Here is a 12,702-nt window from a genome sequence, read left to right on the forward strand (position 1 = left end):
GAGCCACTTTCAAAGGGCTAGTCCTAACCCTAAAAGAAATAAAAGAAAAATATGGCAACTTTCGTAGGTTATGATACGCTATCTGCTTGAGAAGTGTCGAGGAACCCAAAATGACTAAGCTGCGCGTGGGGTTATTGTTTGGCGGTCGTTCGGGAGAACATGAAGTTTCGATCAAATCAGCACGGGCGATCGCTAAAGCCTTAAGTGCAGAGCAAAATGCTAATAAGTACGAAATCCTGCCTTTTTACATCCAAAAAGATGGACGCACTCTTGCTGGAGAAGCACCCGAAAAGGTTTTAGCAACCGGCAATCCGCTACTAGAATCTGAACAATCAACATTTGTTGGAAATCTCACATCTAACCCTCAAGCCCAAACCCTGAGTAAGTGGGAATCTCCCTCTCAAGTTACCCAAGTGGATGTTTGGTTTCCCGTTCTCCACGGCCCCAACGGTGAAGACGGGACAATTCAAGGGTTACTAACTTTGATGCAAGTCCCTTTTGTGGGTTCTGGGGTGTTAGGTTCCGCACTGGGAATGGATAAAATTGCCATGAAAATGGCTTTTGAGCAAGCGGGACTACCACAGGTAAAATATAAAGCGATAACTAGAACGCAAGTTTGGTCTAATCCTTGTGTGTTTCCAAAACTGTGTGATGACATTGAGGCAGCATTAGGTTATCCTGCTTTTGTCAAGCCTGCTAACTTGGGTTCATCGGTGGGTATTGCCAAAGTGCGATCGCGCCAAGAATTAGAAGCCGCTTTAGATAATGCTGCTAGTTACGATCGCCGATTAGTTGTCGAAGCGGGTGTCGTAGCAAGAGAAGTTGAGTGTGCCGTTTTAGGTAATGATCAACCCCAAGCCTCTGTCATTGGAGAGATTACATACAACAGCGATTTTTATGACTATGAAACTAAATATACTGAGGGTCGGGCAGATTTACTGATACCTGCATCGCTTCCAGATGCGATCGCGCGTCAAATTCAGGACATGGCTTTGCAAGCTTTTGCAGCTGTTGATGCTGCGGGGTTGGCAAGGGTAGATTTCTTCTATGTGGAAGCGACACAAGAAGTTTTGATTAATGAAATAAATACGTTACCAGGCTTTACTGCGACTAGTATGTATCCCCAACTCTGGGCCCATAGTGGAATTTCCTTTCCAGAATTAGTTGATCGATTAATTCAGCTTGCGATCGAAAGGCATTCTCCTAGCTGAGGGATAAAATCAGCAAACTGATTTTAAATTAGTACGGCGAAAAGTCAAAATAAATACATAAATTTGACAAAAATTAGCCAGATTTGGTAGCCTATATTTTACAAAAAAGCTACTTGAATCGGAAATTTTGTTACGGATACCTGATGCTTGACTCCTCCAGTACAATTTATTCACTAGAGGGGTACAAATCTGAAAGTAATCATGGAAAAAAGTCAGAGTGTACAGCGTGAGCCAACCCAACTCAGAAGGGCTACTCCAGAGCTGACAAAAAGGAAATCGAGAGTAAAACAAAGCTCGAACGTTCTGATATATCTGGTTGCACATCATCCTTGGCTATTGTTAACTGGGTGTTTAGCCATGTTTTTAGGAGGAGGTGCCTTTGCCCTGTATAGCTTAGGTAATGCTGGACAGGTAACACAAGAAGAACCAGAAAAAATCCCGGTTATAGTTGAACAACCAATCAATGCGCCCTCTGAGAATAGTAATCCTACACCTTTATGGATGGTAGCTGCGATCGTCCTGTGCTGTGGTAGTGGTTGCTTGCTCATTTTCCGAATGCTCAACCGGACAAAGATTAGCAATAAAGTCCAAAAACAGGTTAAGCGTCATCAGGTACGCTTGGCACAGAGCAATTACCAAAAATTGGAACCACGCCTTCCCAAGAATCAACCAGTTTTTGTACCACAGCAACAACTGATGCCGATTATGCAGATGCCACTTAAAACAAAACAACTGGTGACGGTTCTGCCAGCAGAACACAAGCACCACTTGGATACGCGCACAGAATCTTTAGCAGATTTGATGGATCTTCGTAAAGATAGTTCATTGTCTGCAATTTTACGCCAGCATTAAACCAATTCGCAATTCGCAATTACGTTTTGTGACGGGGATTTAGCTTAGGCTTCAATTCGCGCTACTTGATAGAAGCAGGAGACTTAAACCCCCAAACTAGTGGTCTGTCTCATAAGTTCTGATTGATTAGTTTGTTACCAAAACCCTGTAAAGACGCGAAATTTCGCGTCTTTACAACTAATATTTAAACCTCTACCAAAACGGCTTCTCGCAGCTTGGCAATCACATCACTTAAATTACCCGTGTTCATGCGGTAACTCAAAGGATGGGCAATTAACCGCGCCGTGCTTTCATAGAGAGTAGCAATTTCAATCAAACCATTTTCGCGCAAAGTCCGCCCTGTAGAAACCAAATCCACGATCGCTTCTGACATTCCAGTAATTGGGCCTAATTCAACTGAACCATACAACGGTACTATTTCCACAGGTAAATCTAGACTGTGGAAATATTCACGAGCGCAATTGACATATTTTGAAGCAACTCTACCATGCGCTGGTAAATCTATTGGCGATCGATAAGAACTCGATGCTTTTACCGCCACCGACATGCGACAATGCCCAAACTGCAAATCCACCAAGTGGGCAACTTGCGGCTGCTTCTCCCGCAGCACATCGTAACCGACAACACCCAGTTGTGCTTGACCATATTCCACATAAACAGGTACATCGTGCGCCCGCACCAACAAAGCTTTTGCAACTCCCTTAGTGTCAGGAATTTGAAGTTGGCGAGTACCTGAATCTAAAAAAGCACTAAAATCTAATCCCACAGATTGTAGCAGGCGGATGCTATTTTTAAGGAGTTCCCCTTTTGGCAATGCAACAGTCAGCATTCTTTTTTTCGTATCCTTGGCGTTCTGGCAGTTGAATAATATTGAGAATATCTCTATATGCTTACCACAAGCAGCATGAGAATTTTATTAGTTGATGATGAAGTTGAACTAACTGAACCCTTGAGTCGCTTATTAACTCGTGAGGGTTATACTGTCGATGCCGCTTACGATGGCACAAGTGGCAACGAACATGCACAAACAGGCAGTTATGACCTACTAATTTTAGATTGGATGCTGCCAGGAAAAACGGGGTTAGAAATTTGTCAGCAATTGCGACGACAAGGCAAAACCACTCCCGTACTGTTTCTCACAGCTAAAGATACTCTAGATGACCGCGTACAAGGTTTAGATGCTGGTGCAGATGACTATTTGGTTAAACCTTTTGAACTGCGGGAGTTACTAGCGAGAGTCCGGGCTTTATTGCGTCGTTCCGGTTCCCAAACCTATGAAACCACCACTGGACGTTTAACCGTCGCTGATTTAGAACTCGATTGTGAAAATCAAGTAGCCTATCGCCAAGGAAGAATAATTGAGTTATCGCAAAAAGAAAGCCAGTTGCTGCAATATTTTATGGAACACACTGGGCAACTAATGACTCATGCCCAAATTATGGAAAATTTGTGGCAAGAGGAAGAACAACCCAGTAGTAATGTAATCGCGGCATTGATTCGTTTGCTGCGTCGTAAGATTGAGGTAGGTAAAGAAACTGCGCTAATTCATACAGTCTACGGCAAAGGCTATCGTTTTGGTGCTTCCTCAGTGGAATCAGTTTAGCTGCCTGTTTTCAAATCACAATAGAGATATGAGTGAAAATGAATTGTTTTGACGTGGCAGTGCTACGTCAAGACAAGGGTTCTGGATATAGCGGTTCTCGTTTACATAAGGTACACCCGTAGGGGCATGGCACTGCCCATTGGTGTCAACTTAACGTAAAAGCCATGTCCCGCAAGGAACTGAAGTTCCTTGGCTTTTAGCTCAAGTCTTCTTTTGATGACTAAATAATACGAAAAATCTTTAGTCTACTTCAGTAGACTTTAGCTATCAGCCTTGAACTTTAGTTCGAGGCGGGCGTGGAAGCCAACAGATAAGCGATTTTTAGCTTAAGTTGACACCTATAGGCAGTGCCCATGCGTGTCAACTTAACGTGAAACCCTTGTCAAGACGTGATATTCAGTTCTCTGACTTCCCATCACTATCCGCGTTACCCCACCCTAACCCTCCCCGATATATTGGGCAGGGAACTAGATTTCTTTTCTCCCCCCAATCTATCGGGGGGATTAAGGGGGGTAAAACGCCTGTGGGACATGCATTTTAGCTTAAGTTGACACCAATGGGCATTGCGCCATGCCCCTACACCTCGTGATGTAATGTTGTACCGCATCTGAATGATAGTCAGAAAAACTATATGTGTCACCGGTATTCTGGGTTGTTAATCCTGGATAACTTCGAGATTTTTCCCAAACACCAACAAATCCTATCCAGATCGCAGGTTTCAAACCATTCACCAGAGAAGAAGCAAATGAACGCTGGTGATTCGACACGATGCTTTATTGATTCCAATATTTGGCTTTATCGTTTCATTTTGAACCCCAGCAATCCAAATGCAATACAAAAGCAACAAATAGCCACAAAGGTTACAAGTCAAGCCTTTAGGTGAGACAATCTCTCTGTTAAAATATATGCAGGTATTACCAAAAACTGATGAGTACAGGTTTTTAACAACACCAAAAACTATCATTCAATAATGTTTCTACATTATTAGGAAAAGGACAATCATCAGGAAATTTTATTTCATATTCCTTACTCATGTTTTTATGTGCATTTTGATAACATTCATCAGATATAGTTAAAAAATAATTACGTAGACTAGGGGAATCTCTAAGAATACGACTTAATTCCTGTTGTGTGCGGCTAATTGTTGCTTCCCAACCACCATAACATTCTGGTAAATTTACATAATTCCGTTTTAAGGTATGTTCAAATAAAGTTGTCAAACGACTTTCTAATTCCCGTCTATCTCTCCTCCCCAATCCTTCTATTTCCTCAATTAAGTTTTCCCAGTCTACATTGCTATAATCTTGGAATTTTAAGCTGTTGACAGTCTGCTCAATCCATAATGCAAAGTCTGTTACATAGAGAGTTTTTACTGGTGATTGAGTCATAAAAAACTTTAGAGTGCTTTAGGAATAGTTTAACCGAAGGGTTTAACAACAATGATAAGCAAGGTGTAGGGGCACGGCATACCCTTAAAATGCCTAATAGCTTATTAAGCCAACTGCAAAAAGCAATCGGCTTAACAAATTCATGATAATTTAGTTGCAATTTAGCCGTGAGTTGCACCTTGAGGAGGACGCGAAACAACTTTTTTGGCTAAACCCAAAGTCTGCAAAACTAGGATGCTCCACCAAGTAACATCAATCTCCCACCAAGACAACCCAGATTTTGCCATGTGGGGATAAGTATGATGGTTATTATGCCATCCTTCTCCATAAGTGACAATGGATACCCACCAAAGATTACGAGCGCCATCATTGGCATCAAAGGTGCGATAACCCCACAGGTGTGATGCTGAGTTCACAAACCAGGTTGAGTGCCAAAGCAATACACATCTGAGAAACACTCCGTAGAATACGAAAGGCCATCCTCCTAAGACATAAAGCAGCAGCGCGAAGGGTATTTGCAACAGCAAGAAGTAGCGATCTAACCAACAATAATAGGGTTGTCTTGCTAAATCAGGGGCATATTTTTTATAGGTGTCATAGTCAAAAAATTCTGGGCGTGGGTAGAAAATCCATAGTATATGGCTCCACCAAAAGCCTCTTTGGGCAGAGTAGGGGTCTAAATTAATATCTTCTGTGTGGGCGTGATGCTGGCGGTGTCCACCTACCCAAAAAATTGGCCCACCTTGCAAAGCTAACGCTCCAATGAGGGCGATCGCATACTCTAACCACTTAGGAAGCTGGAAACTCCGATGGCTCAGTAGTCGGTGATATCCCAAACAAATACCAATGCTCCCGAATAACCAGTGCAGAAACACTAGCAAACCTAATGCTGACCAGGAGAAAAACCAAGGAGACAGAAGTGCTAAAGCATGAAATGTAGCAAAAAATACTACATTCGTCCAACTGAGTTGAGGTGAGTTGCCTCTCTCAGGGGCGATCGCCCCAAAATTTGCGGTCATAAAAGTTCCTATTGATGGATCATGAAGCGATCTGCTTTTTCTTGGGCATAATCCCACTAGGATTTACCCACCCTGTATACTAGTTCGCTACAGTGGAGGAAAGCAAGTATCACTTACATTTGTTATGCTAGCAGAACTCTGATATGCGTGCAAGTGCCACTTGCATTTTTCTATGTCATCTCAACTCGTTTCAACTCGTCAACGCCTTATTCAAGCTGCACTTGAGTTGTTTTCTGCTCACGGAGTCAGCGCTACCACAACCCGCCAAATTGCTGAAAAAGCCGAAGTCAACGAAGTGACTCTATTTCGGAATTTTGGCAATAAGCATGGGCTGCTTTTGGCTGTGCTGGAAGAGTCCGCAGCTTTCAAGGATTTAGGTGAGTCGCTGGTGCGGCGGGCAACGCCTCCCGGCAATGTCTACCAAGCTCTGAAAGATTATGCAAGTGACAGCTTACATGCATTAGAACGAGTGCCAGAGTTTGTCCGATCTGTGGTAGGTGAAGCCGACCAATTCCCGGCAGAAAATCGCCGCGCACTAGGCAGGGGAGTAACAGAGGCAAACCGTTATGTAGCTCAGTATTTAGCTACTGTAATCCAGCAAGGACACCTAAACACCTACTTACCGGCAGAAAAATTAGCCAGTTTGCTGAATGGGATGATCTTGGGGTATGCCGTAATTGAGTTTACCAGCGAATTTCACGAACTTTGGGAGGATCGCGATGATTTTCTGGAAAATTTGGTGGAATTGTTTTTACATGGAGCCATGTCATCCTCAGCAGAATCAGCAACAAACTCTTTACAAGGAGGGTTCATTACCACAGAAGTTGCTGATTTGCCTGCTACTTTAGTTCACGAAATTTTGCAACAAGCTAGAAAATTTGGTGTACGAGATTATGCCTTAGCTTATGTGTTATTTGGGGCTGGGTTATCTGCCACAGAAATAATCAGCTTAGAGCGATCGCACCAAATCTACGATACTCAAGGGCACTTCTTGCAAATCACAATTCCCGGATTCGTCCGTCAAGTACCTGTTAATCAGTGGATTTTGGGCAAACGTTATGGCTCTTTCACTAATAATCCTCTAATCAAATGGCTAAAAAGCCGTAAAGATTCTCAAACAGCCATGTTTTTGAATGAAACAGGCAAACCGCTTTCAGAATCAGAGCTTCAGACACGTTGGCAAATATGGAGTGATGGACTGTTAACCCCCCAAGGACAAACGCCAGCCATAGCACAAGCACAACAAACCTGGCGCGTAGAAATGTTAATGCGGGGGATTACCTTGGAGAATTTGAGTATTTTAACAGGTTGCGATCGCGCCCAATTACAACCCTATGTCCGCCGAGCCAAAGAAAAAGCTGCCCTAGAGCAAGCTACCCGTTTGGATCATAAGCCAGGGTAGAGAGTGAAGATTTAAATCTGTTAACTGTTAACTGTTAACTGTTAACTGTTAACTGTTAACTGTTAACTGTTCTTGTTTACCATTCTTGTTTGCACCATTCAAGATGGAGATTTAAATCTGTTAACTGTTAACTGTTAACTGTTAACTGTTAACTGTTCTTGTTTACCATTGTTGTTTGCACCATTCAAGATTGTAGCTGTACTCTCAGATGGGGATTGGGTGTTGCTCGAACGGCGTGATAATTTCTTGCGTGGCTTGCCTCCCGCCTGGATATATTGCAGACTGTCTTTGCCATAATGGGTTGCCACACTCATTAACATCTTTTCAGAGTAGCCGCGCAATTCTTTTTCAATTAGAGAGAGGCGACCTGCCATTTCATCTATGGTAGAGAGTAAAGTGTTGTAGGTTGATAGCTGGGTTTGCAAGTTTTGGATGTGGCTGTCGTAGTTTGTCAAATTTAATCCGTTGCCAAATTCAAGCGTTGGGCTAATTGATCGCATTCCTGCAATTCGACGGAGAGCCTTTTCTAAATCTGGTGAACTGCGTTTTAGTCGTGCCATGAGATGCGCTCCTGAAGAAGTTATAGGATTACTGTATGTACTGTAGCCAATGCAACAATAAACTTCTCTGAGAGATAATTCGGAAAAATTCAAGCAAATTAAGATCGACCTAATTATTTTTAGTGGATTATACTGAAAAATTTATTAAATCCGTCAAAAAAGTTACATAAAATAAGCAAAAGGTACTTCAAAGTCGTATCGAGGTACTTCAAAGTCGTATTGAGGTACTTCAAAGTCGTATTGAAGTACTTCAAAGTCGTATTGAGGTACTTCAAAGTCGTATTGAGGTACTTCAAAGTCGTATTGAGGTACTTCAAAGTCGTATTGAGGTACTTCAAAGTCGTATTGAGGTACTTCAAAGTCGTGTTGAGGTACTTCAAAGTCGTATTGAGGTACTTCAAAGTCGTGTTGGAGTATTAAATGATGAGTTTCTTTAACTCAACCCAACTTATGGCAAAGGCGATCGCGCTCAAAAGTATCATAAATATAATTCAACTATAAGAGTCTCTTTGGAAAGGCTAGGGTGTACACATAAGTTATCCAATTATTACCAGTCCTCGAATTACCCCACCCTAACCCTCCCCTTGTAAAGGGGAGGGAACAAGATTTTCCGGTTTCCCCCCTTTACAAGGGGGGATTAAGGGGGGTAAGGATGTACAGAAGGTGTAATGCGGCACTAACGTAGTGTAGTAAAAAAATTATAAATTATCTGTTGCTTTGATGAAACCGCGATCGCCTCTTCCACATTAGAAAAGCGATCGCTCTCTCAAGTCAATTTATTTTATTTTGACCCGTGATCGCTCTCTTAAAGCAATTGATATCATTTTGACCGGCGATCGCCAATGACAATTAAAAAAAGGAATGAAAAGGATCTGACCTTCATATTTGCTAGGCTGACTGCAACACGCAAGTCGCCAAATCAGCGCAGATATAAGGGTGTGCGATCGCGGTAATATCGGCGTTGCTGAATAAAGGCAAGTCCCAAAATTCACTGGAATGTCAGTAACGGGTTCTATGTTAACTAGCTTGATTAATACGCCGTTTTAACTCAGCCTCTAATTGTTCTGGAGTGCTGACCACTACCCCCGGTTTCGCTCTCATGATGCTGAGGTAATGCTGAAATGCCTCCTCATCCTGGGGGTTTGATATCACATATTGTCTTAATTCTTGCTCATTAAGAGTTAAATAGTCTGTCATCGGATAATGTTCTCCCCGTTACTAAGAATTTCTACTTGGATGGTTTCGCCTATCAAAATCACGATTCGGCTTGTCCTCTCATCAAATCTAACCAATGCTATATCTCTAAACAAATTACTAGCCCGAACACAAAAGTCAAAGAATGCTTTAAGTTGCTGGATGGTCGGTTCCATACCTTTTACCATAGAATAAAATTAAATCGGTTCATTCGTGACAAGTTGGGATAACATTGCTTTTGTCAATTATAAATTCCGCTGAAAAGTGAAGAGAGATTGATGTTAGACCTATATCTTGGACACGAACAATATCCAATCCAGTTAAACGTCTGAATCAAGCCCCGCAATATCGAACCATTGAAGTTCTCATCAGTCAATAGACGCACTGGCTATAATTCTCCTTGGGGCTGATAGCGATCGCGTAAGCGCTGCCTAAGATTAGCTAAATTATACTGCTGGACAAATTGATTTCGCTGTTGTTGAGCTTTTTTGCGACGCTGCTCTAGGTAATTGTCGATTTCTTGGCGATGGGTGAGATAATATGCGATCGCTGCGTATATCTCCCCTAAACAGAGAACGGGATACTGAACAGCAATTTCTTCAGGTGTAGAGCCGTTATGGTATGTTGCTAGCAAGCTATCGAGAGTAACGCGGCTCTGACCAATGCGAATACCTCCAGCTTCATCCCAACGAAACGGTGGAGCGGTAACCTGAAATTCGATTTGAACGCTCATGGGGGCAATTCTTGGATTTGTGGTATTTCTGTCTTCAGTTTACTTTACCCGTTAAAGAGCGATCGCTTCTTGGCGCTGCTGTCGCAGGAAGGTGAGAAAATCCTCAATGGAGTCTTCTTCAGGCCAAAAGTTAGCAGCGAGATATTTGAGGTTATGAACGGTAATAGGGGTCTGGGTGGCGAGTAGCTGCTTGAGCGTGGTGTCTTGCCAAAACTGATTACTAAGATTTTTAAGATCGGTTTGAGAGGATGAGGATGAATTGCTTTGGGTAAGGATTTGCAGCAGTTGTTGACGTTCTGTAGATGAGAGCAGTTGGATGGCAGCGATCGCAGCTTCGAGTTGTGGAGTCATAGTGCGGTTTTGTGGTTATCTGCTTCTATGCTATTTGAATTCAGGGGCGATCAAAGCGTGAAAGTATCCTCCGCCTCTTTTGCCCCATACTTCGGCTTACCTCGGCTTACCTCGGCTTACCTCGGCACAAGTCGCTCGGCACAAGTCGCTCGGCACAAGTCGCTCGGCACAAGTCGCTCAGTACAAGTGCCCAATTCCCTACTCAATTCAACGGCTCCATAATGGCTCTTAAACCGTTGGTATAGAGTGTTTTGAGCATTTCTTTAGCGTTATATTCACTGCTAAATACTCCTGCTTGCATAACTTTTTGACCTTGCCAAACAGTGGGAAACGCACCAGGAGCAAGGAATCGCACTAAATCTTGATCTTTATTAGTTGCTAATGGCACTACTACGCGATAACGTACACCAAATTCTCTTGCAGAGTTACCGCCATCTGGAATACTTGCAGAACTTGTTTGGATATTGTTATCAGGAAGTGGTAAAAGTGCAGAAGCACCTGGAGCAGCAGTTTCTTGTATTGGTAATGGCTGCTGTGCAACTGAATTGGATGGGTACTCAGGAGCAGTAAACTCAATCGTATTAGGCTCAATCCGCACATAATTCAACTGTGGTGTATCAGATGGCTGGGCTGGACTGGGAGTTGCAACTCTTGAAGTGTTAGTTGGTATTTGTCTAGCCGACAAGCTGCTAGGAGTAGGAAAGCCGGCAACTTTAGAGGTGGGTTGCTGTTGATTGGATATGGGCGTGGAAAGCGGTACTTTAGCTGGCAACAATGGCAGCAATTGACTGTTTAATTGTCTAGGAACAGGATTATTTGCTGAAATGCTGTTGCTGGTTTGCCTATTAGTAGTTTCAGATATTTCGGGAGCCGAGAAGGTGATTTCCCCGCTTGGTGGTATTTCTCGTAACACATTGTTAGAGACAGGGGCAGGTTGAGAATTTTGGGTTGCAAGTGCTGTTGTACCATTGATATCTACCTTACCAGTGATGCGATCGCTCACCAGGTTGTTACCAGCAGCAGAAATCACCTGTTTAGCAGCGCTGGCGTTAATATCGTAGCGAGCATTATTTTGAAATTGATTACCCCCAGGTTCGGATGCACTACCCAAATCTGGCATTGCTTGAGCGATCGCAACTAAACCATCTTCTTTATTATCTTGAATAATATTATTCCGTAAAATCGGGCGGGCATTTGCTTGCACTACAATTCCCGATCTATTGTTCTGAATTTGATTCCCTATGACTATAGGAGTGGCATTTTGGGCAATATTGATGCCAAAACCCGTTTCGTGAAATACATTTTCCTTTACTTTGGGACTGGAGTTACCAGCAATTGTGATGCCATTGGCTCCATTGCGATCAAAATAATTCTTACTAATGGTAGGTGCAGCATTACCACAGACAGAAATACCATCTTGGGTACTGCCAGTAAATGTATTGTCTGCGATTACCGGATTACTTGATTCAATCCATAAACCGTAACCACGGCGGTTTGGGTTCGTCACCGTTACCCCAGTGAGCAAGGTTTGGTTTGCTCCAACAATTGTGACATTTTGACCGGCAAAGCTCCGGCTCAGGTAATCACCACCTCCCTGAATTACAATATCCTTACCTTGATTGCTAGGGTTGCCTTGAATTGAAATACCCGGTTTCATTATTAAGGGAAATTCTTCTCCTGTCTCGGCGCTATAACTGCCCGTGGAGAGCATAATTACAGTGTTGGCGTTAGCTAATCGCAACGCTTGAGTAATCGTTTTCACAGGAGCGGATTCGCTGCCATTGCCTGTGTCATCTCCACCATTTGGGTTGACAAACAGCACGTTATGAGAATTTTTTTTCTCAACCAGAGGTGCTGAATTTGGTGTCGATGGCATCTGAGCGATGCCTCCGGCGAGCTCCGCTAACGCGCTACTCAGGGACGCCGTTCCCATGCCTACGGTAAAAGATAATACTGATAAACTAAAAAATAAAAGCCTTGCTGATTTCATAAACTTAAGCTTCGCAAGCATAATATCTACTCTATGGTACTTAGGTAACACACGATGGTGAATCATATTTAACACAACTCCTCGCAAGTAACCATATATTCTTATACTCTCTAAGAGTATTATGTCGATAATATTAGGGACTTCCAAGTAAAAAAATATTCCATTGCTATTGTTCACTGTTGACCGTTGACGGTTCACGAGTTTTCAGTCAACAGTCAACAGTCAACAGTCAACAGTCAACAGTCAACGACTTTAATGTGGAATAATTTATTTTTTGGAGTTCCCTTACATATTGAGCGAGTGGCGATTTTTAAAACAGGGTAATAAGGGACTGACAAATAAAAAAACATCCCAAATTTTTTTGTGGGATGGGTGTCCTCACCCGTCCCGTATTCAGGG

At 42.8% G+C, this 12,702-nt stretch carries 15 protein-coding genes; 6 read left to right on the forward strand and 9 right to left on the reverse strand.

What is annotated here, in order from left to right; genetic code table 11:
- The first annotated feature begins 110 nt into the window (after window positions 1-110).
- Both D1367_RS23970 and D1367_RS23975 read left to right on the forward strand, forming a co-directional pair.
- Window positions 111-1,211 (forward strand): D-alanine--D-alanine ligase family protein, encoded by a 1,101-nt coding sequence (locus tag D1367_RS23970; RefSeq protein ID WP_118168767.1) that lies wholly within the window; start codon window positions 111-113, stop codon window positions 1,209-1,211.
- 357 nt (window positions 1,212-1,568) lie between these two features.
- Entirely contained in the window at window positions 1,569-2,063 is a 495-nt protein-coding gene (locus D1367_RS23975; protein WP_118168769.1) for a hypothetical protein, read from the forward strand.
- 184 nt (window positions 2,064-2,247) lie between these two features.
- Here the strand turns inward: D1367_RS23975 and hisG are convergent, their stop codons facing one another.
- The gene (gene hisG, locus D1367_RS23980) at window positions 2,248-2,892 is read right to left on the reverse strand and encodes an ATP phosphoribosyltransferase (RefSeq protein ID WP_118168770.1); all 645 of its coding nucleotides are present in this window, start codon (window positions 2,890-2,892) and stop codon (window positions 2,248-2,250) included.
- 75 nt (window positions 2,893-2,967) lie between these two features.
- Here hisG and rppA point away from each other — a divergent pair, with 75 nt between their 5' ends.
- Window positions 2,968-3,666, forward strand: a complete 699-nt coding sequence (gene rppA / locus D1367_RS23985; RefSeq protein WP_118171636.1) for a two-component system response regulator RppA — start codon at window positions 2,968-2,970, stop codon at window positions 3,664-3,666.
- Between the two features lie 941 nt (window positions 3,667-4,607).
- Here rppA and D1367_RS24000 read toward each other — a convergent pair.
- Together D1367_RS24000 and D1367_RS24005 are read right to left on the reverse strand one after the other, a co-directional pair.
- Window positions 4,608-5,054 (reverse strand): DUF29 domain-containing protein, encoded by a 447-nt coding sequence (locus D1367_RS24000; RefSeq protein WP_118168774.1) that lies wholly within the window; start codon window positions 5,052-5,054, stop codon window positions 4,608-4,610.
- Window positions 5,055-5,215: 161 nt separating this feature from the next.
- Window positions 5,216-6,073 carry an acyl-CoA desaturase gene (locus D1367_RS24005; RefSeq protein ID WP_118168776.1) on the reverse strand — a complete coding sequence of 286 codons (858 nt, stop codon included), beginning with the start codon at window positions 6,071-6,073 and terminating at the stop codon, window positions 5,216-5,218.
- A 172-nt stretch (window positions 6,074-6,245) separates the two neighbouring features.
- On the opposite strand from D1367_RS24005, the gene D1367_RS24010 reads away from it, so the two are divergent.
- The gene (locus D1367_RS24010) at window positions 6,246-7,475 is read left to right on the forward strand and encodes a TetR family transcriptional regulator (protein ID WP_118168778.1); all 1,230 of its coding nucleotides are present in this window, start codon (window positions 6,246-6,248) and stop codon (window positions 7,473-7,475) included.
- Between the two features lie 134 nt (window positions 7,476-7,609).
- On the opposite strand, the gene D1367_RS24015 is transcribed toward D1367_RS24010, so the two are convergent.
- Window positions 7,610-8,035 (reverse strand): hypothetical protein, encoded by a 426-nt coding sequence (locus tag D1367_RS24015; protein WP_118168780.1) that lies wholly within the window; start codon window positions 8,033-8,035, stop codon window positions 7,610-7,612.
- Window positions 8,036-8,253: 218 nt separating this feature from the next.
- On the opposite strand from D1367_RS24015, the gene D1367_RS33450 reads away from it, so the two are divergent.
- Window positions 8,254-8,472, forward strand: coding sequence for a hypothetical protein (locus D1367_RS33450; RefSeq protein ID WP_476739231.1), 219 nt, complete (start codon window positions 8,254-8,256; stop codon window positions 8,470-8,472).
- A gap of 580 nt (window positions 8,473-9,052) precedes the next feature.
- Here D1367_RS33450 and D1367_RS24020 read toward each other — a convergent pair.
- From D1367_RS24020 to D1367_RS24035, 5 genes are all read right to left on the reverse strand, one after another.
- On the reverse strand, window positions 9,053-9,232 hold the full coding sequence (locus D1367_RS24020; RefSeq protein WP_100899738.1) for a DUF6887 family protein: 180 nt from the start codon (window positions 9,230-9,232) through the stop codon (window positions 9,053-9,055).
- Entirely contained in the window at window positions 9,229-9,405 is a 177-nt protein-coding gene (locus D1367_RS31245) for a DUF6888 family protein (RefSeq protein ID WP_181984946.1), read from the reverse strand. The genes D1367_RS24020 and D1367_RS31245 overlap by 4 nt, the downstream gene beginning before the upstream one ends.
- A 212-nt stretch (window positions 9,406-9,617) precedes the next feature.
- Window positions 9,618-9,962 (reverse strand): DUF433 domain-containing protein, encoded by a 345-nt coding sequence (locus tag D1367_RS24025; RefSeq protein WP_118168782.1) that lies wholly within the window; start codon window positions 9,960-9,962, stop codon window positions 9,618-9,620.
- Between the two features lie 51 nt (window positions 9,963-10,013).
- A complete protein-coding gene (locus tag D1367_RS24030; RefSeq protein WP_118168784.1) occupies window positions 10,014-10,313 on the reverse strand; it encodes a hypothetical protein in 300 nt (99 codons plus the stop codon).
- Window positions 10,314-10,515: 202 nt separating this feature from the next.
- Window positions 10,516-12,369, reverse strand: coding sequence for a DUF1565 domain-containing protein (locus tag D1367_RS24035; protein WP_118168786.1), 1,854 nt, complete (start codon window positions 12,367-12,369; stop codon window positions 10,516-10,518).
- 120 nt (window positions 12,370-12,489) lie between these two features.
- Here D1367_RS24035 and D1367_RS31250 point away from each other — a divergent pair, with 120 nt between their 5' ends.
- Window positions 12,490-12,627, forward strand: coding sequence for a hypothetical protein (locus D1367_RS31250; RefSeq protein WP_181984947.1), 138 nt, complete (start codon window positions 12,490-12,492; stop codon window positions 12,625-12,627).
- The last annotated feature ends 75 nt before the right edge of the window (window positions 12,628-12,702 follow it).

It is taken from the genome of Nostoc sphaeroides (genome assembly GCF_003443655.1).
Lineage (GTDB): Bacteria > Cyanobacteriota > Cyanobacteriia > Cyanobacteriales > Nostocaceae > Nostoc > Nostoc sphaeroides.